At 70.0% G+C, this 26,271-nt stretch carries 26 protein-coding genes; 18 read left to right on the top strand and 8 right to left on the bottom strand.

What is annotated here, in order from left to right; genetic code table 11:
* Window positions 1-11 precede the first annotated feature (11 nt).
* Window positions 12-1,055 (top strand): YihY/virulence factor BrkB family protein, encoded by a 1,044-nt coding sequence (locus KGD87_RS18965; RefSeq protein ID WP_284661629.1) that lies wholly within the window; start codon window positions 12-14, stop codon window positions 1,053-1,055.
* 10 nt (window positions 1,056-1,065) lie between these two features.
* On the opposite strand, the gene KGD87_RS18960 is transcribed toward KGD87_RS18965, so the two are convergent.
* Window positions 1,066-1,890: a M48 family metallopeptidase gene (locus KGD87_RS18960; RefSeq protein WP_284661628.1), complete on the bottom strand. Its 825-nt coding sequence runs from the start codon at window positions 1,888-1,890 to the stop codon at window positions 1,066-1,068.
* A gap of 205 nt (window positions 1,891-2,095) precedes the next feature.
* Between KGD87_RS18960 and mutM the strand changes: the two genes are divergently transcribed.
* From mutM to KGD87_RS18910, 9 genes are all read left to right on the top strand, one after another.
* Window positions 2,096-2,968 carry a bifunctional DNA-formamidopyrimidine glycosylase/DNA-(apurinic or apyrimidinic site) lyase gene (gene mutM / locus KGD87_RS18955; RefSeq protein WP_350099187.1) on the top strand — a complete coding sequence of 291 codons (873 nt, stop codon included), beginning with the start codon at window positions 2,096-2,098 and terminating at the stop codon, window positions 2,966-2,968.
* A 76-nt stretch (window positions 2,969-3,044) separates the two neighbouring features.
* Window positions 3,045-4,856 (top strand): TIGR04551 family protein, encoded by a 1,812-nt coding sequence (locus KGD87_RS18945; RefSeq protein ID WP_284661627.1) that lies wholly within the window; start codon window positions 3,045-3,047, stop codon window positions 4,854-4,856.
* Between the two features lie 2 nt (window positions 4,857-4,858).
* Window positions 4,859-5,107: an LPS translocon maturation chaperone LptM gene (gene lptM, locus KGD87_RS18940; protein ID WP_284661626.1), complete on the top strand. Its 249-nt coding sequence runs from the start codon at window positions 4,859-4,861 to the stop codon at window positions 5,105-5,107.
* Window positions 5,104-6,345: a diaminopimelate decarboxylase gene (lysA, locus tag KGD87_RS18935; RefSeq protein WP_284661625.1), complete on the top strand. Its 1,242-nt coding sequence runs from the start codon at window positions 5,104-5,106 to the stop codon at window positions 6,343-6,345. Before lptM ends, lysA begins: the two co-directional genes overlap by 4 nt.
* Before the next feature lie 16 nt (window positions 6,346-6,361).
* The gene (dapA, locus tag KGD87_RS18930) at window positions 6,362-7,249 is read left to right on the top strand and encodes a 4-hydroxy-tetrahydrodipicolinate synthase (RefSeq protein ID WP_284661623.1); all 888 of its coding nucleotides are present in this window, start codon (window positions 6,362-6,364) and stop codon (window positions 7,247-7,249) included.
* A gap of 39 nt (window positions 7,250-7,288) precedes the next feature.
* Window positions 7,289-8,104, top strand: a complete 816-nt coding sequence (gene dapB, locus KGD87_RS18925; protein ID WP_284661621.1) for a 4-hydroxy-tetrahydrodipicolinate reductase — start codon at window positions 7,289-7,291, stop codon at window positions 8,102-8,104.
* Window positions 8,101-8,871 carry a fumarylacetoacetate hydrolase family protein gene (locus KGD87_RS18920; RefSeq protein ID WP_284661620.1) on the top strand — a complete coding sequence of 257 codons (771 nt, stop codon included), beginning with the start codon at window positions 8,101-8,103 and terminating at the stop codon, window positions 8,869-8,871. Before dapB ends, KGD87_RS18920 begins: the two co-directional genes overlap by 4 nt.
* A complete protein-coding gene (folK, locus tag KGD87_RS18915; protein ID WP_284661618.1) occupies window positions 8,868-9,392 on the top strand; it encodes a 2-amino-4-hydroxy-6-hydroxymethyldihydropteridine diphosphokinase in 525 nt (174 codons plus the stop codon). Before KGD87_RS18920 ends, folK begins: the two co-directional genes overlap by 4 nt.
* Window positions 9,389-10,729, top strand: a complete 1,341-nt coding sequence (locus KGD87_RS18910; RefSeq protein WP_284661616.1) for a tetratricopeptide repeat protein — start codon at window positions 9,389-9,391, stop codon at window positions 10,727-10,729. Before folK ends, KGD87_RS18910 begins: the two co-directional genes overlap by 4 nt.
* A gap of 59 nt (window positions 10,730-10,788) precedes the next feature.
* Here KGD87_RS18910 and KGD87_RS18905 read toward each other — a convergent pair whose 3' ends face one another.
* From KGD87_RS18905 to KGD87_RS18885, 5 genes are all read right to left on the bottom strand, one after another.
* Window positions 10,789-11,808: a hypothetical protein gene (locus tag KGD87_RS18905; protein WP_284661615.1), complete on the bottom strand. Its 1,020-nt coding sequence runs from the start codon at window positions 11,806-11,808 to the stop codon at window positions 10,789-10,791.
* Window positions 11,809-11,914: 106 nt separating this feature from the next.
* A complete protein-coding gene (locus tag KGD87_RS18900; RefSeq protein WP_284668660.1) occupies window positions 11,915-13,477 on the bottom strand; it encodes a caspase family protein in 1,563 nt (520 codons plus the stop codon).
* A 95-nt stretch (window positions 13,478-13,572) separates the two neighbouring features.
* Window positions 13,573-14,352: a hypothetical protein gene (locus KGD87_RS18895; RefSeq protein ID WP_284661613.1), complete on the bottom strand. Its 780-nt coding sequence runs from the start codon at window positions 14,350-14,352 to the stop codon at window positions 13,573-13,575.
* Window positions 14,349-14,897: an RNA polymerase sigma factor gene (locus KGD87_RS18890; RefSeq protein ID WP_284661611.1), complete on the bottom strand. Its 549-nt coding sequence runs from the start codon at window positions 14,895-14,897 to the stop codon at window positions 14,349-14,351. Before KGD87_RS18890 ends, KGD87_RS18895 begins: the two co-directional genes overlap by 4 nt.
* A gap of 159 nt (window positions 14,898-15,056) precedes the next feature.
* Window positions 15,057-16,115, bottom strand: coding sequence for a KpsF/GutQ family sugar-phosphate isomerase (locus KGD87_RS18885; RefSeq protein ID WP_284661610.1), 1,059 nt, complete (start codon window positions 16,113-16,115; stop codon window positions 15,057-15,059).
* Window positions 16,116-16,247: 132 nt separating this feature from the next.
* Here KGD87_RS18885 and fsa point away from each other — a divergent pair, with 132 nt between their 5' ends.
* The 4 genes from fsa to KGD87_RS18865 all read left to right on the top strand — a co-directional run bounded on the left by fsa (window position 16,248) and on the right by KGD87_RS18865 (window position 20,160).
* Window positions 16,248-16,919: a fructose-6-phosphate aldolase gene (gene fsa, locus KGD87_RS18880; RefSeq protein WP_284661608.1), complete on the top strand. Its 672-nt coding sequence runs from the start codon at window positions 16,248-16,250 to the stop codon at window positions 16,917-16,919.
* 188 nt (window positions 16,920-17,107) lie between these two features.
* A complete protein-coding gene (locus tag KGD87_RS18875) occupies window positions 17,108-18,244 on the top strand; it encodes an acyl-CoA dehydrogenase family protein (RefSeq protein WP_284661607.1) in 1,137 nt (378 codons plus the stop codon).
* Between the two features lie 116 nt (window positions 18,245-18,360).
* Entirely contained in the window at window positions 18,361-19,158 is a 798-nt protein-coding gene (locus tag KGD87_RS18870) for an electron transfer flavoprotein subunit beta/FixA family protein (protein WP_284661606.1), read from the top strand.
* 36 nt (window positions 19,159-19,194) lie between these two features.
* Window positions 19,195-20,160 (top strand): electron transfer flavoprotein subunit alpha/FixB family protein, encoded by a 966-nt coding sequence (locus KGD87_RS18865; RefSeq protein ID WP_163786256.1) that lies wholly within the window; start codon window positions 19,195-19,197, stop codon window positions 20,158-20,160.
* 78 nt (window positions 20,161-20,238) lie between these two features.
* Here KGD87_RS18865 and KGD87_RS18860 read toward each other — a convergent pair whose 3' ends face one another.
* Complete coding sequence (locus KGD87_RS18860; protein WP_284661605.1) at window positions 20,239-20,784, bottom strand: cytochrome c oxidase assembly factor Coa1 family protein; 546 nt, start codon at window positions 20,782-20,784, stop codon at window positions 20,239-20,241.
* 127 nt (window positions 20,785-20,911) lie between these two features.
* Between KGD87_RS18860 and KGD87_RS18855 the strand changes: the two genes are divergently transcribed.
* The 4 genes from KGD87_RS18855 (at window position 20,912) to KGD87_RS18840 (ending at window position 24,670) form a co-directional block, all read left to right on the top strand.
* Entirely contained in the window at window positions 20,912-21,886 is a 975-nt protein-coding gene (locus KGD87_RS18855; protein WP_284661603.1) for a GNAT family N-acetyltransferase, read from the top strand.
* A 118-nt stretch (window positions 21,887-22,004) separates the two neighbouring features.
* Window positions 22,005-22,946: a DMT family transporter gene (locus tag KGD87_RS18850; protein ID WP_284661602.1), complete on the top strand. Its 942-nt coding sequence runs from the start codon at window positions 22,005-22,007 to the stop codon at window positions 22,944-22,946.
* 119 nt (window positions 22,947-23,065) lie between these two features.
* A complete protein-coding gene (locus KGD87_RS18845; RefSeq protein WP_284661600.1) occupies window positions 23,066-24,043 on the top strand; it encodes an MBL fold metallo-hydrolase in 978 nt (325 codons plus the stop codon).
* A gap of 33 nt (window positions 24,044-24,076) precedes the next feature.
* Complete coding sequence (locus KGD87_RS18840; RefSeq protein ID WP_284661598.1) at window positions 24,077-24,670, top strand: MOSC domain-containing protein; 594 nt, start codon at window positions 24,077-24,079, stop codon at window positions 24,668-24,670.
* A 98-nt stretch (window positions 24,671-24,768) separates the two neighbouring features.
* On the opposite strand, the gene KGD87_RS18835 is transcribed toward KGD87_RS18840, so the two are convergent.
* Window positions 24,769-26,235 carry a pentapeptide repeat-containing protein gene (locus KGD87_RS18835; protein WP_284661597.1) on the bottom strand — a complete coding sequence of 489 codons (1,467 nt, stop codon included), beginning with the start codon at window positions 26,233-26,235 and terminating at the stop codon, window positions 24,769-24,771.
* Between the last annotated feature and the right edge of the window lie 36 nt (window positions 26,236-26,271).

Here is a 26,271-nt window from a genome sequence, read left to right as displayed (position 1 = left end):
AGGAGACGAGCATGGGGTTGCCCAGACTCAAGTACCTGTCCTGGCGCGAGTTCAGCCGCCGCTTCGTGAAGGAGTTCCAGGAGGACAGCGTCACCGACATCGCGGCGCAGTTGTCGTACTACCTGCTGTTCTCGCTGTTCCCCTTCCTCTTCTTCCTCGTCACGCTGGTGGCGTACCTGCCAATCGCCCCGGGCGCGGTGGACGCGATGATGGCCCGCATCCGTCCGCTGGTGCCGGGTGACGCGCTGGGGCTCATCACCGGGCACCTGCAGTCCCTGGTCAACCAGCCCCAGCCCAAGCTGCTGACGGCCGGCCTGGTCATCACGCTGTGGTCCGCCTCGCGCGGCGTGAACTCGCTGCGCACCGCGCTCAACCTGGCGTACGACGTCGCCGAGTCCCGGGCGCTCTGGAAGACGGAGGGCCTGGCGATGCTGGTGACGCTGATGGGCTCGCTGTTCATCCCGCTGTCCTTCGCCGTGTTCCTGCTCGGCGGGCGGCTGGGGCTGGGGCTGGCGGGGATGCTCCAGTTCGTGGACGCCTTCCACCTCGTGTGGTCCTGGCTGCGCTGGCCCTTCACCGCGTCCCTGGTGATGCTGGTGCTGGCGTGCTGCTACTACCTGCTGCCTGACGTGAAGCAGCGCTTCAAGTACATCATCCCCGGGGCCGTCCTGAGCACGGGCCTGTGGCTGATGTGTACCTGGGGCTTCACGCAGTACGTGGAGCACTTCGGCAAGTACAACGTCACCTACGGCTCCATCGGTGGGGTGATGGTGCTGCTGCTGTGGCTCTACCTCTCCGGGCTCATCTTCATCGTCGGAGGCGAAATCAACGCCATCCTCGAGCACGCCTCGGTGGACGGGAAGTCGAAGGGCGCCCGTTGCTTCGGGGAGCCCGCGCCGCTGGAGCCGCCCCTGAAGACGCCCGGCGCGGCCAAGAGCGCCAGCAGCGCCCTGCGCTCGAAGCTGGCGCGCTTCCGTTGGCGGCGGCGCGTGGCCCGGGGCCAGGAGCCCGAGCCCACCGTGGAGGAGGACGCCCGCTCCTCCACGCCGCGCTGAAGGCTGGGGACTACTTGCCGCCCAGGGCCTGCTTGATGGCGGGCAGCCCCCCCGGGGCGTTGTTGCTGCCCCGCAGGTTCTTCTGGGAGATGATCTTCTGGATGTTCGTGATGCGGTCCCGGTTGGTGGGGTGCGTGCTCAGCCACTTCATCAGCGCGGGCGTGTCGCCCTGCGCCTTCTGGAGCTTCTCGAAGAAGGTGATGAGGCCCCGCGGGTCATAACCCGCGCCGGAGGCGTAGCGAGCGCCGTACTCGTCGGCTTCAATCTCCTCGCTGCGGCCATGCGCCAGCATCGTGCCGCCGCTCACCAGTTGCGCGGCGATCTGCGCCACGGTGCCCGGGTTCTGCCCCAGCGCCGCCTGGGTGATGGCCTGCAGGCCCATCTGGTTGACCATGGCGCGCGCGGAGTGACGGCCCACGACGTGGCCCGCCTCGTGCGCCATGACGCCGGCCAGCTCCGCCTCGGTGTCCGCGGCCAGGATGAGGCCCGTGTAGACGTACAGATAGCCGCCGGGCGTGGCGAAGGCGTTGACCATCTTCGGGTCGTCGATGACGTGGATCTTCCACTTCACCCCGGGCCGGTCCTTGGAGGCCTGGTTCAGGATGCTGGCGGAGATGCCGCGCACGTAGTCGACGACGGCCGCGTCCTCCACGTACTTGATCTTCTCCTTCGTCTCCAGCTCCGCCTTGACCTGCTTGCCGAGCTGCTCTTCCTGCTCGTCGGAGATGAGGGTGCGGGCCACTGCCTTCTCGGCGGTGATGCGCTGCTTGGCGCAGCCCGTCGACAGGCCCAATGCCAGGGTGACTCCCAGTACCGCCACGAGGATGCGCTGCATGCCGAGTGCTGCCTTTCTTTCCAGAGGTCTACGCCGCGTCGCTCCGCGGGAGGCGGCACGGTGGCCCACATCGGCACCTGCCTTCAAGGGCCGCGTGGTGCAAGCCGCCAGGCATCCGGCCTTCGCGCCGCCACCGCGCCAGTGTTCGCTGCCCGGCAGGTAGGCGGTGCGTGAGGCCGCCCGGCGGTGTATGTGCCCCGGCAGGATGCCAGAACTTCCCGAAGTCGAAATCGCGCGGCGCAACCTGGTGCGCTGGTTCAGCGACCGGCGCCTCGTGCGTTCCGAGTCGGAGAACACCCGCATCTTCCGAGGCGCCGAGCGCCAGCAGTTCGACGCGCTGACCGGCCGGTTGGAGTCGCTGGTCCGCCGGGGCAAGTACCTGCTCTTCGCCTTCGAGGGCGGCAAGGGGCTGATGGGGCACCTGGGGATGACGGGCAAGTTCGTCCGCCGCACCGAGGCGCAAGTGGAGCCCTACAGCCGCGCCCGGTTCCACCTGGACGACGGCCAGGTCATCCACTTCTCCGATCCACGGATGTTCGGCCGCCTGGAGCCGGCACCCGCCGCGCGCCTGCGGGAGCTGGACGCGGTGCGAATCCTGGGGAGGGATCCGCTGGCGGATGGCCTCACCGCGGGGCAGCTCCAGCAGGCCGTGGGCTCCTCCCGGAAGGAGCTGAAGGTGGCGCTGATGGACCAGGAGCGCATCTCCGGCCTGGGCAACATCCACGCCGCCGAGGCGCTCTTCCGCGCGGGCCTTCACCCAGCGCGCCAGCCCGGCTCCCTGACGCCGGACGAGTGGAAGCGCCTGGTCCAGGCCATCCGCGCCGCCATCGACTTCGGCCTCAAGGAGCAGGAGGGGGAGGAGCCGGTGTACCTGGAGGAGGGGCGCTCGGAGAATCCATTCCGGGTATACGGACGCGCGGGGGGCCCATGCTCTCAGTGCGACACCCGGGTCGAGTCCTTCACCCAGGGAGGCCGTACCACCCACTTCTGCCCCCGGTGCCAGCCGGGGGACGGACGCCGTCGTGAGGCGGAGGCGCCAGCCGTTGACGGCGCGAAGACCCGCCCTGGTAAGCGTTGACACCCCTTGGTCCCGTCGCTTGAATCGCCCGCCTTTCAGACCCGGCCGCCCCAGGTGGCCCTGGAGATCGTTGCCCATGTCTCACGCCCTGCTGGCGGCGCTACTCGTCGCTTCGTCCACGGCCACCGCTCAGACGCCGGTGCCCGAGGGTAGCCCGCCCGCGCCCGCGGAAGCCGCACCCGCTGCTCCCGCCGCCCCCGCGGAGCCTGTTCCCGCGGAGCCCGCGCCCGTGGCCCCCACTCGCGAGGGCGTCAGCCGTGACGACCTGGAAGCGCTGAAGGAGGAGCTGCGCGAGGAGATTCGCGCCGAGGCCGCCAAGCAGTCCATTGGCGCCACGGACGCGTGGGCCGAGGAGTTCCCGGAGGAGAAGCGCAAGCTCGAGGTCTTCACGCTCGACGGCTACTTCCGCGTCCGCCCCACGCTCTTCTACAAGTTCGACCTGGGCAAGGTGCCGGGCCGGGAGCTCTTCCCGCGCTCGCCGCGCAGCGCGCAGGAGAACACCCAGTCCTTCGCCACCATGCGCGTGCGCCTGGAGCCCACCTTCAACATCTCCGAGCAGGTGGCGTTGAAGATGGAGGTCCTCGGCCTGGACAACTTCATCATGGGCGCCATGCCGGACACGCTGCTGCCCGGAAACACGCGCAACCTCTTCGGCATCTTCTCGGAGAGCCAGGACCCGCTGGCGGACGCGCTCCAGGACTCCATCAAGCTGCGCCGCGCCTACGGCGAGGTGAAGACGCCGGTGGGCATCCTGCGCTTCGGCCGCATGGGCAGCCAGTGGGGCCTGGGCATGCTGCGCAACGACGGCACCTGCTTCGACTGCGACTTCGGCGACACCGTGGACCGCGTCCAGTTCGTCACCAACCCCTTCGAGGGCTGGTACGTGACGCCGATGCTGGACTTCAACGATGAGGGCGTCACCGACACGCGCGGCACCGTGGGCGAGCCCATCGACCTGACCCAGTCCGATGACTCGCACAGCTGGGTGATTGCCATCGCGCGCCGGGACACCGACCAGGTCATCCGCTCCAAGCTGGACAACAACCAGGGCGTGCTCCAGTACGGCCTGCACTTCACCTACCGCACCCAGAAGTGGGAGTACGACGGCTCCACCACGAACGGCCCGGGCACCGGCTTCATCCCGCGGGACGCGTCGCTGTACGTGCCGGACCTGTGGCTCAAGTACGAGGAGAAGAACTGGCGGCTGGAGTTCGAGGTCGCCGCCCAGCTGGGCCGCATCGGCAACCGCGCGCTGGACGTGGGCGGCATCAACGACCCCACGCGCAACCAGAGCCTCACCGTGGCCCAGTTCGGCGGCGTGGCGCAGGGCGAGCTGCGGCTGCTGAACCAGAAGCTGTCGCTGAACATGGAGCTGGGCTTCGCCTCCGGCGACAAGGCGGCGGGCTTCGGAAACCAGCCGGGCCGTCCGGGCTCGGGCACCAACGGCCAGACGGTGCCGGGTGACTTCGAGGGCCCGCAGTACGCCTGTGACGTGGGCGGCTGCTCGGACAACGCCATCCGCAACTTCCGCTTCAACCGCGACTACCGCATCGACCTCATCCTGTGGCGCGAGCTGCTGGTCGGGGTGACGGACGCGTTCTACGTCCGCCCGTCGGCGAAGTACACCATCACCGAGGGCTTCGACCTCTACGGCCGCGTCATCTACTCGCAGGCCATGTACGCGCAGTCCACGCCGTCCTTCACGAGCAAGGCGCTGGGCCTGGAGGTCAACGTGGGCGCGGACTACAAGACGGAGGACGGGTTCATCGCCGGCCTCGCCTACGGCATCCTGTTCCCGATGAGCGGCCTGCAGGAGTTCGACGCGACGCTGCGCAACGACCTGGACACGCCGCAGACCATCCGCGCGTGGCTGGGGATGCAGTTCTAGCCATGCGCCAGGTCCTCGCGGCGCTGTGCGTGGCCGCCAGCGTGTCACTGACGCTGGCGGCGTGTGGCATCAAGGGGCCGCCTCGGCCACCCGGGCCGCCGCCAGCGCCCGCGACCCAGACGCAGCCGCCGCCGCCCGAGTCGGAGCGAGGGCCTCTGGAGCCATCAGGGCCCACCCTGTCTCCCACGCCGGAGACCGGGGTGGAGACGCCGCTGTCACCGCCGACGTCCGAGGACGCGGGAGCCCCGTGAATCACTTCACCTATCGCAAGGGCGTGCTCCACGCGGAAGAGGTGCCGCTGGCGGCCATCGCCGAGTCCGTGGGCACGCCCACCTACGTGTACTCCACCGCCACGCTCACCCGGCACGTCCGGGTGGTGACGGAGGCCTTCGGAGACCGGCCGCACCTCATCTGCTACTCGGTGAAGGCCAACTCGAACCTGGCCATCCTCCGGCTCATCGCCGAGCGCGGCGGCGGGTTCGACATCGTCTCCGGCGGCGAGCTGGCCCGGGTGCGGCACGCGGGCGGGGATGCCGCGAAGACGGTGTTCGCTGGCGTGGGCAAGACGCAGGAGGAGATGGAGGCGGCGCTGGCCGCGGGCATCCTCCTCTTCAACGTGGAGAGCGCCGAGGAGCTGGAGGCGCTGGACGCCGTGGGCCGCCGCCTGGGCCGCCGCGCGCCCTTCGCCCTGCGCGTGAATCCGGACGTGGATGCGCGCACGCACCGTTACATCTCCACCGGGTTGAAGACGTCGAAGTTCGGCGTGCCGTTCGAGGAGGCGGTGGCCCTCTACGCGCGCGCGAAGAAGATGAAGGGCCTGCTGGCCGCCGGGCTGGATTGCCACATCGGCTCGCAGCTCACCCAGACGGCGCCCATGCGCGCGGCCTTGTCCAAGGTGGCGGGCCTGTACTCCGCGCTCAAGGCGCAGGGCCACCCGCTGGCGTACCTGGACGTGGGCGGCGGGCTGGGCATCACCTATTCGGACGAGACGCCTCCGTCTCCGGACGAGTACGCCCGCACCGTGATTGCCGCGGCGGGCACCACCGGGGCCACGCTCATCCTGGAGCCGGGCCGGGCGCTGGTGGGCAACGCGGGCGTGCTGCTCACGCGCGTGCTGTACCGGAAGAAGACGCCGGCGCGGCACTTCGTGGTGGTGGACGCGGGGATGAACGACTTGCTGCGCCCCGCGCTCTATGAGGCGCACCACGGCTTTCAGCCCCTGGTGAAGCGGCGGGGCAAGGCGGTGGAGGTAGACGTGGTGGGGCCGGTGTGTGAATCCACCGACGTGCTGGCGAAGGCACGCTCCCTGGTGCTCCCGCAGGCAGGCGAGTTGTTCGCCTTCATGAGCGCGGGCGCGTACGGCATGAGTATGTCGTCCACCTATAATTCCCGGCCACGCCCGGCCGAGGTGCTGGTGGACGGTGAGGCGTGGCGCGTGGTCCGGGAGCGCGAGCGCATCGAGGAACTCTGGCGCGGCGAGCGGGCCTGAACGTATAAGCGCCGGCATGAAGACCTTCGAAGGCTCCATGACGGCGCTGGCCACTCCGTTCCGCGACGGAGCGCTCGACGAGCCCGCCTACCGGGCGCTGGTCCGCCAGCAGATTGAGGGGGGCACCCGCGTGTTGGTCCCCATGGGCACCACGGGCGAGGCCGTGACGATGACGGCCGACGAGCGGGCCCGCGCGGTGAAGGTGGTGGTGGAGGAGGCGAAGGGCCGCGTGACGGTGGTGGGCGGCGCCGGCTCCAACAGCACCGCGGAGACCATCGAGGGCGTGCGCCGCGTGCGCGAGGCGGGCGCGGACGGCACGCTCATCGTCACGCCCTACTACAACAAGCCCACGCAGGCGGGCTTGCTGGAGCACTACCGCGCGGTGGCCAAGGCGCACCCGGGCTTCCCCATCATCGCCTACAACGTGCCGGGCCGGACGGGCGTGGACCTGCTGCCCGACACCGTGCTGCGGCTGTGTGACATCCCGGAGGTGGTGGCGCTCAAGGAGGCCACCGGCAGCATGCCGCGGGCCATCGACATCCTGGAGAAGTGCGGTGACCGGATGACGCTCCTGTCCGGTGACGACTTCACGGTGCTGCCCTTCATCGCCTGCGGCGGCAAGGGCGTCATCTCCGTGTCCTCCAACGTGGCGCCGCGGATGATGGCGGACCTGGTGGCGGCGGCGCTCGCGGGGAATATCGCCGTGGCGCGCGACCTCCAGGTGCGGATGAACGAGCTGCATCGGCTGCTCTTCATCGAGGCCAGCCCCGCGCCCGTGAAGTGGGGATTGCACGTGATGGGATTGTTCGGGCCCGAAGTGCGGTTGCCCCTGGTGCAGATGACCGAGCCCAACGCCGCGAAGCTTCGCGACACCCTGCGCCAGTTGGGCCTGCTCACGGGCTGAGCTTTCTCGCACCCCGCCGTTACCTGGAGCGCGGCAGACATGATTCGCACCGTCATCACCGGCATCACTGGCCGCATGGGCAGCACGTTGCTTCGCCTGGCGCGCGACTCGGGAGACCTGCGGGTGGTGGGCGGCACGGCGCGGCCGGGCAGCGCCTCGGTGGGCCAGGACGCCGGGGTGGCCACGCGGCTGGGCCCGGTGGACGTGACGGTGGTGGACAGCCTGGAGCGGGCGCTGGACGCCGCGCGGGCGGACGTCGTCATCGACTTCACCAGCGCGGAGCTGAGCGTGGCGCACGCGCAGGTGTGCGCCGCGCGCGGCGTGGCTTTGGTGGTGGGCTCCACCGGCTTCACGCCGGAGGCGTCCGCGGCACTGGCCCAGAGCGCGGAGAAGGTGCCCATCGTCGCCGCGCCGAACATGTCGGTGGGCGTCAACCTGGTCATCCGCATGGCCGCGGAGCTGGCGCGGGTGCTGGGGCCGGGCTTCGACGTGGAGGTCCTGGAGGCGCACCACCGCATGAAGAAGGACGCGCCCAGCGGCACCGCGCTGCGGCTGGCGGACGTGCTGGCGGAGGCCTTGGGGCGCACCCGGGAGGACCTCACCTTCGCGCGGCATGGGCAGTTGGGTGCGCGGCCCGCGCGCGAGATTGGCGTGCAGACGCTCCGCGGCGGCGACGTGGTGGGCGAGCACACCGTGTACTTCCTTGGCGAAGGTGAGCGCATCGAGCTCACGCACCGCGCCACCAACCGAGACCCGTTCGCCGCTGGCGCGCTGAGGGCCGCGCGCTGGGTGGCGGGGCGCGCGCCGGGTCTCCATGACATGGCCGACGTGCTCGGCTTCCAGAGGACTTCATGACGACCGCGCGCTACTGCCGCTTCCTGCACGAGGGCCGTGCGCACCACGGCCGGGTGGAGGGCTCCGAGGTGGCGGTCCTCACCGCCGCGCCCTGGGCCGGCGCGAAGGAGACGGGCATCCACCGCTCGCTGTCCTCGCTGACGCTGCTGGTGCCCTCGGACGCGTCCAAGGTGGTCTGCATCGGCCAGAACTACCGCAAGCACGCGGAGGAGATGGGCAAGCCGGTGCCGCCCGAGCCGCTCATCTTCACCAAGCCCTCCACGGCGCTCAACGGCACGGGCTCGCCCATCCGCATCCCCAAGGCGAGCCAGGAGGTCCACTACGAGGCGGAGCTGGCGCTCGTCATCGGCGAGAAGCTGAAGAACGCCGACGCGTCCACCGCCGCGCGCGCCATCTGGGGCCTCACCTGCTTCAACGACGTGACGGCGCGCGACGTCCAGCGCCGCGAGATTCAGCACACCCGCGCCAAGGGCTACGACACCTTCGCGTGCGCGGGGCCGTGGGCGGTGACGGGCCTGTCCCCCGACGACCTCCAGATTGTGTGCCGGGTGAACGGGCAGGTGCGCCAGGACAGCCGCACGTCCGACATGATTTTCAGCCCCGCGCGCCTGGTGTCGTTCATCTCCCACATCATGACGCTGCTGCCCGGGGACATCATCAGCACCGGGACGCCGTCGGGCGTGGGGAAGCTGTCGGCCGGGGACACGGTGGAGGTGGAGCTGGAGGGAATCGGAACCCTGGTGAACCCTGTTGAGCTGGAGCCGTGAGCGACACCGTCTACGTCGGGTTGGGTTCCAATGAGGGAGAGCGCGAGAATCACCTCGTCGCCGCCCTGTCCGCGCTGTCCCGCATTGACGCGGTGGCGGTGCTCCACTGCTCCTCGCTCTTCGACAGCGCCCCCGTGGGGCCTCCGCAGCCGCGCTTCCTCAACGCGGTGGTGGCCCTGGAGTGTGGTCTTCCGCCGCAGCGGCTGCTCTGCATCCTTCAGCAGATTGAGAGAGATTTGGGCCGCCGCCGGGACGTGCGCTGGGGCCCGCGCACCATCGACCTGGACATCCTCTTCTGGGAGGGACAGGTGGTGGCCGACCCCACGCTCCAGGTGCCCCACCTGGAGCTGCACAAGCGCCGCTTCGCCCTGGAGCCGCTCGTGGAACTGGCGCCTCACCTGCGTCATCCGGTACTGGGGATGCCGGTGAAGGAGCTCCTCGGGAAACTCGCCCCGCAGGATGTCCGCAGGAGCGAGGCCACGTGGTGGCCCGAAGCGAGCTACTCGAGCAACGACACATGAACCTGTCCCTGGCCCTGGCCACCGCGGCGCTGTTGACCGCCGAGCCCTCGACGCTGCCTCCCAATCACCCGGTCATCCCCCCGGGGACCACGGCCTCGCCCGCCACCGCGGGCATGCCGGAGGGCCACCCGCCGACGGAGGGCGTGGCTCCCAGCATCAACCCGGAGCAGCTCCCCCCGGGCCACCCGCCCATGTCGGGCACGGGCCGGGCGCCGCCGTCCGCGGAGGAGCTGCTGCGCCAGCTCGACTCCACGGAGGGGTTGGCGGACCGGGAGAAGACCTTCGAAATCGCCGCGTCGCTGGGCCGCCTGTACTACGTGAACGGCCGCAACGCGGAGGCCAGTACGTACCTCCAGCAGGCCCTGGCGCGCGCGCAGCCCACGCGGGAGCTGTTCCTGGCGCAGCGCAAGAAGCTGGGCAAGGCCGCGATACCCACCCCAGAGGCGGCGGGCTGCGGCTTCACCCCGAACATGCCGGTGGAGGACATGGCCGCGGCCGCGCAGGCGCGCGCGAAGAAGGGTGACACCGCGGGCGCTGTGGCCTGTGCGCGCGCGGCGCTGGCGCCGGTGCTGGACGTGGCGGTGATGCAGGCCAACGCGCTCTACCTGTCCAACGACAGCGGCAAGGCGCTGGTGGCCTATGAGGCCGTGCTGGAGGTGGAGCCCCGGCACGAGGACGCCCTCTACGCGCGCGCGGCGCTGCTCTTCGAGACGAAGGGCGACGACGTGGCGGCGCTGAAGCAGGCGGGCGAGGGCTTCGAGGCGGTCGCCACCACGTACCCCGACTCGTTCCGCGCGCCCATGGCGAAGCGGATGGTGGCGCTGGTGGAGGAGACGGTGAAGGCGGGCGGCCGCAAGCAGCTGCTCGCCTCGCGCGCGGAGGACCGCCGCATCCGCCTGTCGCAGGCGCCCGCGGCCGCCGCGCCGGATGCGCCCCGGCCGCTGTCGCAGGAGATGGTGGACGCGGTGAAGAACACCGAGCGCACGCCGGAGCTGGAGCAGGGCCTGGCGAAGCTGGTGGACGAGGGCGAGGAGCACCTGGCGAAGGGCCGCTACCAGGAGGCGCTCGCCAACTACACCCGCGTGGTGCCCTTCCAGCCGGAGAACGGGCGCGCGAAGGCGGGCATGGCCTGGGCCCTGGTGGGCCTGGAGCGCCCCATGGCGGCGCGCGTGTGGGGCGTAGCCGTGCAGAGCGACCCGCACTCCGTGGAGAAGCTGGGCGACACGCTCAAGGCCAAGGGCGACGACAAGGGCGCCAAGGCGCTCTGGGAGAAGCTCGCCACGGACGCGCCGGAATATCCCAACAAGGCCAGCCTGCAGGCGAAGCTGGGGAAGTAGCCGCGGTCAGCAGGGGCGCCGGCGCATGTTGGCCCGGGCCCCTCTGCCGTTGTGTTGTGTCAGGGCAGGGCCGGGAGTTCGCAGGGCCACCACGCCGGTGGAGTGGCCCGGTCATCCCAGGTGTCGTTCCAGTAGTCCTTCAGCGCATAGACCTCGGTGTTGGCCTTGCTGCAGAACCGCTCCGGGTGCTTGTTGACCACGAGCGTTTCGTCCCGGTTGTAGACGATTGTATCGCGCCGGCACTGCTGGGTGCTGCCCGCAGGCGGCGGGCCGGCGGTGGTCGCACGTTCAAGCTTGGCGTACATCATCGAGCTGGGCTGCTCGCAGGCCATCTCCTTGAAGCGGCCATCCGTGAGGATGGCGACGTTCATCGTCACGCGGCGCTCCGTCAGGAAGCACCCCTCGAAGGTCTGGTATCCATCAGGAAGGCTCGGGTCAGTCCCGTATCGGTAGGTCACCAAGGAGTAGCCCTGCGGGGGAATCGGGCATTCGCCGAAAAGCTTTTCATAGAGCGGATGCAGCGCGCCCTCGCGGTACACCACCGCGTGGTACTCCGTTGCACCCCGGTCGTACCCTTCCTGATGCCCGACGACGAGGTCGGGGCTGGACGTTGCCGTCAGACTGACGCGGTCGAGCTCGCCGTTGTCATTGCCGTCCACGTAGGCGAGCAGGTATGCGACACCCAGCTTCGAGCCTTCCTCGCCATGCAGAACGCCGGGCTCGGGCAGCCGATGCACGGGCATGCTGAAGGTGTTGGGGAAGCGCCCGTTCACCTTGACGTCGACGATGCGCCGCTCGAAGGACTTCCTGGGGCTCACCCGCTGGCATTTGCCCACCGCGATGTGGAAGGGATTCTCCAACATGCACTGGAGCGTCGCCTCGGGCCAGTGTTCCCAGTAGAGGCCCGCCCGCAGCTTCTTGCCGCGTGCCTCGTCGAGTGATTCGGTGCCGAGGAGCGCGCCCTCCACCGTGAACAGGGCCTGGTCCTCGGCTTCGTCTCCCAAGAGTCCTCCGCAGCCAGCGAGGGCCAGCGTGAGCAGCCCGGTTCCGAGTGTTGCGTGTGCCTTCCGATGCGCCATGTCACCCATCCTTGTGTGTGGAGGGCTCGCGGAACGCTTGCTGCTCGCGAGGGCCTCTTGGGTTGCAGGAAGGGAGACGCGGGGTGTGGACTGCGTGGGACATCCTTCAATGACTCCAGGTGCTCCCAAATAACAGGCTGGGCGTTGCCTGCACGCGCAGCTGTGCGTCCGCCTTCATCAAGGCCACCCATCCGCCGAGCCGCACGAAGAGCCCGGCGTGTGCGCCGAGGGGAACCTCGGTGGAGAGTGCGGCGAAGGTGGCTGCGCCCGCGCCCACGCGCATTCGTGCGGCAGGTAGGTTCAACCTTTGTCGTTGTGCCGCCTCAAGACTGGTTGCGCGCTGAAGCACTCCGATGGCGCCTCCGCCGACATGCACGCTGGTCCAGAAGGAGCCCATGGCACGTGCCAGGCCGACGCCGCCCCACAATCCCAGCTCGGCATGGGCCATCTGGAGCAGGGGCGTGGTGCCGCGATGTCCTCCGAGCGTCAGCCCGCCGGTGACGGAGAGCCCTGACCTGGTGCCCGAGGACGTCTCTCTCGTGAGGTACACGCCCGCTTGCGGTCCCCACCCGCCCACCTGGGTGGAAGACCTGCCAACGCCCAGTCCGACTTGAAGCCGCCAGCCATCGTCCTGCAGGAGTGCGCCTTTTCGCTGGTGCAGCGCGAGCGTGCGCACTTCGAGCGATGCGGCGTTCAGGCGGTGGTGGCTGCCCCAGGGAAGGTAGACTTTGCCAAAGAGCACCTGCGCGCCTCGCCTGACCTGGATGCGGTAGCGGCCGGAGGGCAGCGCCAGCCGCACCGAGGCCTGCGGCCGGGGTTCCACTTCCGCCATCACCTGGAGCGTGCGCTCGTCGACCAGCACCACGCTGTCTCCCAGCGCGGCGGGGAGCTCCAACTGCGCCTGCGCCCGTTCCAGGGTGGTGATGAACAGGTCGCCTTCTCCCGCCAGCTGGCTGGATAGTTCTGGGTGCTGGACCGCTGCGCTGGAGCCATGCGAGGCAGCGAGCGTGCGATGGTAGACGTGGCCATAGGCCTCGGTGAGGCTCACACGCCCGTCACCGTCCACGTCCGCGGCGCCTCTCAGTCCCGAAATCAGGTGGTGCGAGAAGTAGGAACCCTGAAGGCTGTCGGATTCCTGGGCGACTTCGTGCGCGCCCGCAGAGGTGATGAGCACCTTTCCCGATGGGCCCACCTGCCGCACGAAGGAGATGTCGAAGGCGGGCGCGGACTTGATCCCCTTGGATCGCCCACGCACCATTGCTCCACTGTGGCAGGCGTCGAGGACGGCCACGGTGACGGTGGATGGAACCTCAGCTAGCAGCCGCTGCAGTTCGGCGAGCGCGAAGGCCTCGCCTCCCATGCGAAGCGCAGCGTCGTCTCCATGCCCCGAGTAGTAGAAGAACAGCAGCGTGCGCTCTCCCGCCCGGCGCGCCTCCTCGATACGTCCCCGCATCCGTGCCAAGGCGAACCGTACACTGCCGGGGCCTTCCCCTTTGAGGAGGATGCGGCGGTCCTCGGGCACGCCGCCAAGCTGCCCCAGGAGTGCATCCAGCCGTTCGGCGTCCCGCTCCGCCCAGCGAAGGGGCTCATCGGTGTCCCGGCCGAGGTTGTGGCCCACGCTGAGCGCGAAGCGACTCTCCGCTACCGCGGGCCACGCCGCCAGGAGCATTCCCGTGAGGGAAAGACCGGTGAGCACTTTCAGTGCCGCTGTGCTCGGGGGCCGGAGGCCTGCCACGTGCGTTGGGGCCTCACCCTGCCGTGCGCTCATGGCTGCTCCTTGGGAAGCTCACGAACGATGTACCGCGTCGAGGGAAGCGGCGCGGGCCGAGGGGGGAAGTCCATCCCCTCCGCTGCCCGCTCCAGCCAATCCAGGACCGCTTCCGCCGAGGGCGCGTCGGCGGTGGTGGGGGTGAGCACCATCACCAGGGCCTCTCGCTCCGGGGCGGCGTCCAGTTCCAGGCTGCCGGGGAGCACCAGGCGTCCCGGCGCCATTCGTACCGTGCCGCCCGTCTGGGGGAATCCATGCAGCGGCGTCAGGCGGCCGTGGTCGCTCAGGGCCAGCACATACAGCCAGCCGCCTTCCACATCCTCCACTTCGACTCTCACCCGGTCTCCAGGACGAAGGACCACGCCAGGCGCCTGCTCGAAGACGGCCTCGCCGCGTTTGACGAGGAGCCGCGCCGTCAGCCCTCCTCGGACACGTACCTGTTCGCCCTCGTCCGTCGGAGGCTTCCAACGCTGCACCTCCAGGACCATCAGGGCGCACACCGCGAAGGCGGGCAGGGCCCAGCGGTACGCCCACTGCCAACGCAGCGCACCAGCCGGTCGCGGCGCGAGCCGTGTCCGGATGGTGCTGAAGGGATGCGTGGCGGCGAAGGCGCTTCGTGCCGCTTGGCGGTCGCGCAGATGCGCGGCCAGCTCAGGCGATGCTTGAGCCGCGTCCTCCACGCGGTGCGCGTCCTCGGCGGACAACTCTCCGCAGAGATAGCGCTCGATGAGCAGGTCCGGCACGCATGGAAAGCGAGGGTGGGAAGGGGGCCTCATGGGGATGCGGTTCCTTTCCGCGCAACGGGGCTCGCGGGGACATCGAGGAGGCGCCGCGCGGTATCGAAGAAGGCCTGGAGCTTTCGCTGCACCGTCTTGCGCGACACGTCGAGCAACACGGCGATTTGTTCCTGTTCGAGTTCGTCGAGGAACCGGTGCGCGACGACGCGCTGGACGTCTTCCGGGCAATGGGCGAGGACGTGCCGCATCAGGTCCGCTTCCACCAGGAGCCGCTCCATGGTTGCGTCCTGGGGGGCGACATCCCACAGCGGGGCGCGCAAGGTGAGGGCGCTGGTGGCCTCGGTGCGGCGGCGTCGCAGCAGCGAGAAGCACTGCCGGTCCGCCAACGTCAACATCCAGGACAGCGGCGAGTTCGCATCGCGCACCTGCTTCAGGTTCGCATGGACCCGCAGGAACACCTCCTGCGTGGTGTCCCAGGCCAGCGCGTCGTCGTTGAGCAGCCGCTGACAGCGCCGGTATACGGGCTCACTGTAGCGGCGGTAGTACCCCTCGGTCTGCCCGACGTCGTCTTCCGGCTCGCGCACGGATGCCCCTCATGCGGGGCCCCTGGCCAGCCCCCCGGCCAGTGTCGCCCGGTCGGGGCGTCCGAAGGGGTGGGGCCCCGCGAGGCGAGACGCATAGGCGTCACCGCGTGGGACATTTTTCTGGAAGAGACTTCGCCCCTTGACGAGCGGCGGCACGCCTCAGACGAACTTCGCGGCCAGCAGGTCCTGCACGTCGAGCAGGCCCACGGCGCGGCCCTCCACGTCCACCACGGGGAGCTGGTCCACGCGCAGCTCGCGCATCTGCGTGGCCGCGGCCAGCACCAGCGTCTCCGGCGTCACGCAGCGCGGGTTCTTCCCCATCAGCTCGCGCACGGGCACGGTGAAGTCGGTGAGGCCCGCCTCCACGCGGCGGCGCAAGTCGCCGTCGGTGAAGATGCCCACCAGCTTCCCGGACTTGTCCACCACGCACGCGGCGCCCGGCCGGCCCGGCGTCTTCGTCATCACCGCCACCACCGCGGACAGCGGCGAGGTGTCGCGCACCAGCGGGTTGGCGTTGCCGGTCCGCATCAGCTCGAAGACGCGCTGCACGGAGCGCCCCAGCTTCCCGCCCGGGTGCAGCAGCGCGTAGTCCTCCGTACCGAAGGGCCGCGAGCGCAGCACCGTCATCGCCAGCGCATCGCCCATCGCGTGCAGCGCGGCGGTGGAGGCCGTGGGCACGAGGCCCATGGGGCACGCCTCCGCGATGGCGCCGATGTCCAGCACCACGTCCGCGCCCCGGCCCAGCGGGCTCTTCGCGTCACCGGTGAGGGCGATGACGGGCGTCTCCATCCGCTTGAAGGAGGGGAGCAGGCGAATCAGCTCCTCCGTGGAGCCGCTGTTGGACAGCGCGAGGATGACGTCGCCCCGGCCCACGCGGCCCAGGTCTCCGTGCACGGCCTCCGCGGGGTGGAGGTACACGGAGCGGATGCCAGTGGAGGCCAGGGTGGCGGACAGCTTCTGGCCAATGTGGCCCGCCTTGCCCATGCCGGTGACGATGACCTGGCCCGCGCAGTCGCGCACCAACTGCACGGCGCGCAGGAAGTCGGCTCCCAGACGCTCCGTCACGCCGAGGATGGCGCGGGCCTCGGCCTCCAGCACGCTCCGCGCGTAGGCGAGCGTGGCCTCCGCGTCAGGGAGGACGGCAGGCGCCTGGGCGGGACGGCCGGGGAGGGCGCGCAGGCGGGGCTTCTTGGCGACGGAGCGGGAAGGGCGGGCCATGTTCAGTGTCCGGCCTTCTACCTCCGCCCCCCGGCGGTGGCCACCCTTGACGCATGGGGGGGCATCGGTTACGCGCCTGCTCGCCCGGCCTCCTTTGGCCGGGGCACATTCCACCTTCAAGAGAGGGACGAGATGAAGTTCTTCATCGACAGCGCCGACGTGGAGGAGATTCGCAAGGCCCACGCCATGGGCTGCGTGGACGGGGTGACGACCAACCCGTCCCTGCTCGCCAAGGTGGGCCGGGGCCTGGAGGAGACCATCCGCGAAATCTGCTCCATCGTGGACGGTCCCATCAGCGCCGAATGTGTGTCCATGGACGCGGACGAGCTCATCAAGGAAGGCCGCTCCCTGGCGAAGATTCACGACAACGTCGTGGTGAAGATTCCCATGGGCGTGGAGGGCATGAAGGCCACCAAGGCGCTGACCGCCGAGGGCATCCGCACCAACGTCACGCTGTGCTTCTCCGCCAACCAGGCCCTGCTGTGTGCCAAGGCCGGCGCCACCTACGTGTCGCCCTTCGTGGGCCGGCTGGATGACATCTCCCAGGACGGCATGGAGCTCATCTCCCACATCCTGGAAATCTTCCGGAACTACGAGTACTTCAACACGCAGGTGCTGGTGGCCAGCGTGCGCAACCCCGTGCACGTGCTCCAGGCCGCGCGCCTGGGCGCGGACGTGGCCACGCTGCCCTACAACGTCATCACCCAGCTGGCGAACCACCCGCTCACCGACGCCGGCATCAAGAAGTTCCTGGCCGACTGGGAGAAGGTCCCCAAGGCCACCAAGCCGCCCGCGGCCCAGTAGTCCCTCGGGAAATTCGGACTTTAAGCAGCTTCCTGGGCTCCAATCCCCATGCGGGGTTGGGGCCTGTTTTTTTGAGAAGATGGACCCGGTCCTCCTCCGCTTCCCGGTGGGTTGCACTGGCGATTTCGCGCCGCGGCATGTATTCGTTGACTCCCGAGTCAACGAGCCGAACCCGTCACGAGGTCCCCATGGAATTCCAGCTCACCGACGCCCAGCGCGCGCTGCAGGACGCGGCCCGCAAGTTCGCCCGCGAAGTCGTGCGTCCGAAGGCCGCCCACTACGACGAGACGGCCACCTTCCCACTCGATTTGCTGACGACCGCGTGGGAGCTGGGGCTGCTCAACATGGCGATTCCCACCGAGTACGGTGGCGTGGGCCTGTCGCACCTGGAGCAGACCCTGGTCGCCGAGGAGCTGAGCTGGGGCTGTGCGGGCGTGGCGACGTCCATCATCGCCAATGACCTGGCCAACCTGCCCATCATCCTCCACGCGACGGATGAGCAGAAGAAGCGGCTGCTCACGCCCTTCACGGAGAAGCTGAAGTTCTCCTCGTTCTGCCTCACGGAGCCCGAGGCCGGCAGTGACGTGGCCAACATGCAGACCACGGCGCGGCTGGACGGAGACCACTACGTCCTCAACGGCGCCAAGTGCTTCATCACCAACGGCGGCCAGGCGAGCCAGTACACGGTGTTCGCCTCGGTGGACAAGGGCAAGAAGCACAAGGGCATCACCTGCTTCGTGGTGGAGGGCCGCCCCGAGGGGCTGTCTGTCAGCAAGCACGAGAACAAGATGGGCCAGCGCGCCAGCGAGACGGTGTCGCTGACGTTCGAGGACGTGCGCGTCCCGGTGGCCAACCGCATTGGTGAAGAGGGGCAGGGCTTCGCCATCGCCATGGCCACGCTGGACAACAGCCGCCCCCTGACGGCCATGTTCTCCGTGGGCATCGCCCGCGCCGCGCTGGAGCACTCCATGGAGTACTCCACCCAGCGCCGCACCTTCGGCAAGCCCATCATCGAGCACCAGGCCATCCAGTTCATGATTGCCGACATGGCCATGAACACCCACGCGGCGCGCATGCTCACCTACGAGAGCGCGTGGCTGCTGGACGAGGGCAAGCGCAACTCCCTCCAGTCCAGCTACGCCAAGTGCTTCGCCGCGGACATGGCCATGAAGGTCGCCACCGACGCCGTGCAGGTGTACGGCGGCTACGGCTACATCAAGGAGTACCCCGTGGAGAAGCTGATGCGCGACGCCAAGCTCATCCAGGTCTACGAGGGCACCAGCCAGGTCCAGCGGCTCGTCATCGCGCGGGAACTGTTCAAGTAGCGCCGCGGCACCGCGTCCGGCGGCCGTTTCCCATTGCCGCCGCGACGCGCCAGTGCCTATTAACCCAGGCTGTTCTCCCAGATTTCAAACTCCTCCCCGTAAGGAGAAGCACCGCCGTGAAGATCCTCGTCACCGCCAAGCGCGTGGAAGACCCCGAGTCGAAGATCAAGGTCAAGCCGGATGGCTCGGGCATCGTTCTGGAGGGGCTGAAGTACAAGATCAACCCCTTCGATGAAATCGGCGTCGAAGAAGGACTCCGGCTCGTCGCGAAGCACCAGGGCGAAGTCGTGGTGGTGTCCGTCGGTGGCAAGGAGGTGCAGGAGCAGCTCCGGCACGCCCTGGCCATGGGCGCGCACCGCGCCGTGTGGGTGAACCACACCGGCCCGGTGGACCAGCTCGGCATCGCGGCCCTGCTCCAGAAGGTCGTGGAGAAGGAGCAGCCGGACCTCGTCATCCTCGGCAAGCAGTCCATCGACGATGACCAGAACCAGGTGGGCCAGTACCTCGCCGAGTTCCTCGGCTGGGGCCAGGCCACGTTCGCCTCCAAGGTGGAGTCCATGGAGAGCGAGCAGGAGAAGAACAAGGTCCCCGCCATCGTCGTCTCCGCCGACAAGAAGAGCGTGCAGGTGATTCGCGAGGTCGACAACGGGCTCGCCACGGTGGAGTGCCAGCTGCCCGCCGTCGTCACCACGGACCTGCGCCTCAACCAGCCGCGCTACGCCAGCCTCCCGGGCATCATGAAGGCGAAGAGCAAGCCCATCGAGGAGCTGACGCCGGCCAAGCTGAGCGTGGACGTCACCCCCGCCATCCAGGTGCTGAAGATGTCCGCCCCCCCGGCGCGCAAGGCCGGCATCAAGGTCGCGGACGTCCCTGCCCTGGTCGAGAAGCTGCACAACGAGGCGAAGGTCGTCTGAGCAGCTTTCCCGCACACTCTCTACGGAGTCATCCAAATGCCAATCGTTCTCATTGTCGCCGAGCAGCAGCCGGACGGGAACCTCCGCAAGGCCACCCTCAACGCCATCTCCGCCGGCAAGCAGCTCGCGGAGAAGGCCGGTGGTGAGCTGCACATCGCCCTGGTGGGCAAGGACCCCGCGAAGGTCGCCGACGAGCTCAAGGGTTACGGCGCGAAGGCCGTGCACCTGGGCGCCGCCGCCGAGCTGGAGCACTACTTGGCGGAGACCTACGCGCCCGCCATCGCCGCCCTGGCCCAGGAGCTGAAGGCGGACTACATCGGCATGGCGTCCACCGCGCAGGGCAAGGACCTGCTGCCCCGCGTGGCCGGCCGCCTGCGCGCCGCCATGGCCACCGACGTCATGGCCATCAACGGCAGCGGCGCGGACCTCTCCTTCACCCGTCCCATGTGGGCCGGCAACGTCTTCGCCGACGTGAAGCTCACCACGCCGGTGAAGGTGCTCACCCTGCGCGCCACCGAGTTCCCCGCCGCCGCTGGCGGTCAGGGCGCCGCCGAGGTGAAGACCTTCAGCCCGAAGGTCGAGGCCTCCAAGACGAAGTTCGTCGACTTCAAGGAAGTGAAGAGCGCGCGGCCCGAGCTGACCGAGGCGCGCGTTGTCGTCTCCGGTGGCCGCGGCACCAAGGGCGACTTCAAGGAGATTGAAGGCCTGGCGGACGACCTGGGCGCCGCGGTGGGCGCGTCCCGCGCGGTGTGCGACGCGGGTTGGGTTCCCAATGACTTGCAGGTCGGCCAGACGGGCAAGGTGGTGGCGCCGTCGCTCTACATCGCGGCGGGCATCAGCGGCGCCATCCAGCACCTGGCGGGCATGAAGAGCTCGAAGACCATCGTCGCCATCAACAAGGACCCCGAGGCCCCCATCTTCCAGGTGGCGGACTACGGCATGGTGGCGGACCTCTTCAAGGTGCTGCCCGAGCTGCGCGCGGAGCTGGCGAAGCTGAAGTAGCGCCGAAGGGCACGGACGTGTCCTGACTCAAGGGGCGACGTGGGGACCTCCCCGCGCCGCCCCTTCGCTTTTCGCGACTCACAGCTCGATGTCGCGGCCCGCGTCGCGCGGCGCTGCTTCCTCTTCGGGCTCCGGGGCCTCGTCCGCGTAGGGCGGCTCGGCGGGCAGCGGCAGCTCGGGGCGCTTGAGCGGTTCGGCGCGGAGCAGGTCGATGAGCGTCCCGTCGCCAACGGCGACGATGAGGTGGTTGAACTGCCAGGGGCCGTCTCCGCGTTTCTCACCCTGCGCGTGCAGCGTGCCCTTGCCGTCGGGCCCCTCGAGCGGGAGGGAGAACTGCGCGCGAGAGACACCGTTGCGGCGCTGCACGGAGCTGCGCCGGGGCAGGCCACTTTCGATGGGCGTGCCCAGCGCGCGCAGCACCCACGCGTCGCCGCTGGCGATGGCCACCGCTTCCTGGTGCGCGTCGGACTGGCCCAGGGAGGAGAAGCCCAGGTACGTGGCCAGCACGCCCAGGCCGACGCACGAGGCGAGCATCCCCAGGCACCCCAGCGGAAGGACCCAGCGCCAGTGGCGACTCCACCCGCCGGGCCGGGGCGCCATTGAACCTTCCAGTGCCGTGTCCATGGCCGCCTCCTCCCGCTTCGCGCGCGGCCTCCTCTTATTCGCTCCCGAGGCTCCCGGGGAACACGCGGAAGCCGTCCGGCACCGCCAGCGGTTGGTGTGTGTACCGGGCAACAGGTAGATTTCGCGTGTGCCTTCGCGAGCCTCCTCCGCAGAGGTGTTGTTGGACGTGCTGGAGGCCTTGCCTCCGGGGCACCGGCTGTGGGTGCGTGGCGCGGGGCGAAGCCTGTTTCCGCTGCTGCGGGCAGGGGACTCGGTGCGGGTGATGCGCTGTGGCCCGGGCTCGCTGGCGGCCGGGGACGTCGCGCTGATGCGGCAGGGGCGCGAGCTGGTGGCGCACGTGGTGGTGTCCACGCGGCCATGGCGGACGGCCTCGCTGCTGGGGCGCCAGGACGCTCCGGGCGGCGTGACGCTGGGCCGGGTGGTGGCCATCCGCAGGGGGCGCTGGGTGGTTCCACTGCCCAGTCCGCTGCGCCCGGCGCTGCGGCTGGCGCAGAAGGCCGCGTCCACGGCATGGGCCTGGCCCCGGACCCGGCTAGTGTCTCGGGGCGTGTGGGACTTCCTCTTCGCCGGATGGTCGCTGCCGCTTCGTCACCGCCTGGTGGGGCCGTTGGAGGTGCGGCTCCTGACGGCCGGAGACCTGGACCCGCTCCTGGCCTATGCCAGTGAGCGGCTGGTGGTCTCTCCGGGCTTTCTGCGCCGTCAGCTCCGCGAGCGCTGGGGCCTGCCGGACGCGGGGCGTCAGGGGGCCGCGGCGGGCGCCTTCGACGCGCAGGGACGGATGCACGGCTTCGCCTGGGTGGACTCCTACCGGCAGGAGGGCTTGCAACTGGAGGGCGTCTGGGTGCGCTCCCTGGTGGTGGCGCCCCGCGTGCGGCGCATGGGCGTGGCCACGGGGCTGCTGGAGTGCCTGCTGGACGAGGCCCGGCGCCAGGGGCAGTCGCACGTCTTCGCGGACGTGGACGACGACAACATGGCGTCGCTGCGCACGTTCGAGCGGCTGGCGTTCCGGCGAGCGGACGCCACGCTGACCCAGCAGGCCAACGAGGCCTGGGATGCCACGGGCCGCTCCAAGCGGCTGGTCGTCGTCGAGCGCGCCCTGTAGGCGCGCTCGGGGAGGGTTGCGTGGCCGCCCAGGCTGCGTCAGAAAGCCCGCGGCCGTGGCCGCCGCGTGACGTCACCTGGCGAGCCCGGCGTCATCCTCTCCGGTGGACCCTCGCGACATGAGCACCTCGACGTCCGACATGCTGGGGGGCGCCACGGAGCCTCCGTCGCGGTCGCAGCGGCTTCGGGCGGATGGGGCGCTGGCGCTCATCACCTCGTTCTGGGGCATCACCTTCGTGGTGGTGAAGGACGCGCTCGGGCACGGCGACCCCTTCAGCTTCCTCACGCTGCGCTTCCTCGTGGGCGCGGTGGTGCTGAGCGCCCTGGCGGGACGGCAGGTGCTGACGGCGCGCAACCTGCGCAGCGGCACGATGCTGGGGACCTTCCTCTTCCTGGGCTTCTCCCTGCAGACGGTGGGGCTCACCACGACCACGCCTTCGCGCTCGGCGTTCATCACCGGGCTGTGCGTGCTGCTGGTGCCGCTGCTGTCGCTGGTGCTCTACCGGAAGGCGCCGAAGTTCACCTCGCTCCTGGGGGTGGGCCTGGCGGCGGTGGGGCTCTACCTCTTCACGCAGCCGGACGTGGGGCTGGGCAGTGGCGGCCTGTCGTCCGGAGACGTGCTGTCGCTGGGCTGCGCGGTGGCCTACGCGTGCCACATCCTCATGACGGAGCGGCATGCGCCGAAGCAAGGGGTGATGGGGCTGGTGGCGGTGCAGCTCTGGACGGTGGCGCTGCTGTCCGCGCTGTGCCTGCCCTTCGTGGAGCGGCGCGTGGCGTGGCATCCGTCCTTCGTGGGGGCGGTGCTCGTCTGCGGCGTGTTCGCCAGCGCGCTGGCCATCAGCGTCCAGACGTGGGGGCAGGCACGCACCACGGCGGTGCGCGCGGCGCTCATCTACTCGCTGGAGTCGGTGTTCGCAGCGCTGTACTCGGTGCTGCTGGGCTACGAGACGCTCGGGCCTCGCGAGTGGCTGGGCGGCGCGCTCATCCTGTCGGGCGTGTTGATGTCGGAGGTGGGCGCGGCGGCCTGGGTGTGGTGGCGCGCGCGGGCACCGGCGCTGTAGCGGCCCCGTCGCGGGGCGTGCGTGCGGCCACGCCGGGCCTGTCCACCAGCCGGGCGGGCAGGGCGGTGAAGTGAAGGCGGCCACCGGCGGGTGGACGCGCTATACCCGGGGCCCTTCCCATGAGTGTGGAGCTGCGGCGAAACGGGATGCACCTGACGGGCACCCCCCTGTCCCTGGATGCGAAGCGCAAGTCGCCGCTGTGCTTCGTGAGTCACGGGCATTCGGACCACATTGCCCGGCACGAGAGCACCATCGCCACGGCGGCGACGCTGCGCTTCATGACGCACCGCCTGGGGCCGGTGCGTGAGCCGCGCGAGGTCCCCTTCCGGCAGCCCTTCGAGCTGGGGCCGCTGGTGCTGGAGTTGCTGCCGGCGGGGCACATCCTGGGCAGCGCGCAGCTCCGCGTGACGCGTCCGGATGGGCGCCGCATCGTCTACACCGGGGACCTCAACGTGGCGCCATCGCTCACCGCCGAGGCGACGGAGGTGGCGGAGTGCGACACGCTCGTCATCGAGTCCACCTTCGGCCATCCGCGCTACCGCTTCCCGCCGCGTCCGGAGGTGCTGGGGCAGGTGGAGACGTGGCTGCGGATGCAGTTGGAGCGCGGCGCGGTGCCGGTGCTGCTGGGCTATCCGCTGGGCAAGAGCCAGGAGGCGATGAAGCACCTGGCGGGGCGCGGCTTCCCGCTGGTGGCGCACTCCTCCATTTATGAAGTGGCGCAGCTCTACGCGGAGCTGGGCGTGCCGATTGAAAACCTGCGCTGCTACGACGGCAGGGTGGAGCCGGGTGAGGTGCTCTTCTTCCCGCCGCACCAGGCGCGGGGTGGGGCGCTGGCGCCGCTGTGGCCTCGGGCGACGGCGGTGCTGACGGGGTGGGCGGTGGACCGGGGCGCGGTGCGGCGGTACGGCGCGGACGTGGCCTTCCCACTGTCGGACCACGCGGACTTCCCCGGGCTGGTGTCCTACGCGAAGTCCACGGGGGCGCGGGAGGTGCTGACGTGCCACGGCTTCGCGGAGGAGCTGGCGCAGGCGCTGCGCGACGCGGGGATGGACGCGCGCCCGCTGGGCGGGAAGCCGCAGCAGCTCGGGTTGTTCTGACAGGCGGCGTGGGGGCGCGTTAGAAGGACGGCCATGGCCCGCAAGACGCCGCAGTGTGAAGGACGCACCGTGCGCGTCCTCGTGTGTACCGAGCGCAAGAGCTTCGTCACGAAGGAGCTGCCCGAGGCGCGGGTGTCCTTCGAGGGCTTGGAGGGCGACCGCCACGCGGGCCTGACGCGAGCGGCGGACGTGCGCACGCCGTGGTTCCCCAAGGGGACGCTCATCCGCAACACGCGGCAGCTCTCCCTGGTGTCGACGGAGGAGCTGGCCGAGGTCGCGCAGACGCTCGGCATTCCGCGCGTGCTGGCGTCATGGCTGGGCGCGAACCTGGAGGTGGCGGGCGTGCCGCGGCTGACGCACCTGCCTCCGGGCACACGGCTGTTCTTCCCAGAGGACGCGACGCTGGTGGTGGAAGGGGAGAACGAGCCCTGCACAGGCCCGGGGCGCGTCATCGAGGCGCATCATCCGGACGTGCAGAAGCTGGCGAGCCGCTTCGTGAAGGCGGCGTGGCAACGCCGGGGACTGGTGGCCTGGGTGGAGCGCCCCGGCATCATCCGCGCGGGGGACACCGTGAGGGTGGTGCTGCCCAGTCCCGTGACGTACGTGCTGCCTTCGTCCGGCGCGTAGCCCCGCGAGCCCTCGCGCCAGAAACACCCCGGGGCCGCCAGGTCCGGGAGCGCATCCCGGACCCCGCGGCCCCGCGGGCCTCGACCTGCACCGGACGGCTACTCCTCCGGTGATTGGACGATGAGCTTCTCCTTGCCGCACACGTCACAGCGCAGGTGGACGAAGAGGTCGCCGTCGCTCTCCTCGGGAACCTCGCCCTCGGGAACGCCCAGCTCTTCCTTCGCCAGCGCCGCCACCTTGGACGGAATCTCCTCCGCCTTCAGCGACTGGACGTACGTCATCTCCCGCTCGTGGCACTCGCGCGTCTCGGGGCCCGTGAGCCACGACGGCTCCATGCCCTCCGGCAGCCGGCTCACCAGCTCCAGGTGGGTGACGGACTCGGCCAGGTAGGCCAGCCGCCGCAGCCGGGCCTCGTCCGGCAGCGCCGCGAAGACCTGGAAGCCCTCCAGCAGGGCATTGCGGTCCTCACCCGTGGCCAGGTGCGCCAGCTCCAGCGACGCGTCGCTCGACTCCAGCGCCTCGTCCCAGTTGTTCTCCGGGTTGAAGCCCGCCTCCAAGAGCGACGTGTAGAGCTGCGTGGCCGCCAGCCGGCGCCGCGCCTCCTGCAGGTGCTCCACGACTTCGTGCGTCAAGCGCAGCTCCAGCAGCGCGCCCGTGGTGCGGGGGTCGATGGCGCCCGTCAGGTCATCCACGTCCACCTCTTCCCGCAGCGCACCCTTCAGCACCTGGGCCGCGGCGAAGCGGAACAGGGGCAGCACGCCCACCTCGCGCAGGTACATGGCCGCCACCGGGGCGTCCTTGGCGCCCATGCGGAGCGCCTTCTGCGCGCGGTCCACCACCGCCGGGTCGGCCGCGGGCTTCTTGTTCTCCAGCCGCGTCTTCACCGCCTCGCGGTAGAGCGTCTCCAGCGAGCTGCCCGGGGGCAGCCGCTGCGGCAGGAGCGGGCGCAGGCCGGGCACGTCCAGCACCCACAGCGGGGGCACGCCCATCCGCTTCAGCGCCCGGAAGAAGAGCGAGCCGGGAGGGTCCTGGGGCCGGAAGGGCGGCAGCTCGTCGCCCACGGGCTCACCCTGGAGCGCCGCGGCGGCCTGCGCGCCCAGCGCCTTCTCCCGCTGCTCACGGGTGAAGGCGGTGATGCCCTGGGCGGGGGGCGGCGGAGGCGGCGGGGCCTCCTCGCCGTCCAGACCGACGACGCGGTCCATGTCCACGTCGTCCAGCTCGACGTCGTCGAGTCCCTTGGCGCCCGTGAAGTCGCACCGCAGCAGCTTCAGCTTTTCGAACGTCGCGCCTTCGAGGTTCGCACCCCGGAAGTCGCAGTCCTGGAGCCGGCCGCCGTGAAAGTAGGCATTGGAAAGGTCCGCGTCCCGGAAGTTGACCTTGGACAGGTCGCACCGGTCCCATTCCGAGCCGATGAGGCCCAGCCCGGACAGGTCCGTGTTGGCGGAGAACAGTTGAGTGAAGGTGGCGCCGGTATGGTCGGTGGCGACCTGGCCGGACTTGCGCATCCGGTTCCATTCCGCCGAGCCACTCTGGAGAAGCTTCTCGATACTGGGGGCTTTCGCCATGGACCGGGGATTATTCGTATGGTCTGGTCCATGCGC

Origin of the sequence: Myxococcus sp. SDU36 (assembly GCF_030168875.1) — a bacterium.
Lineage (GTDB): Bacteria > Myxococcota > Myxococcia > Myxococcales > Myxococcaceae > Myxococcus > Myxococcus vastator.
The sequence above is the reverse complement of the archived record's forward strand: the minus strand, read 5'-3'. Positions and strand labels throughout refer to the sequence as shown.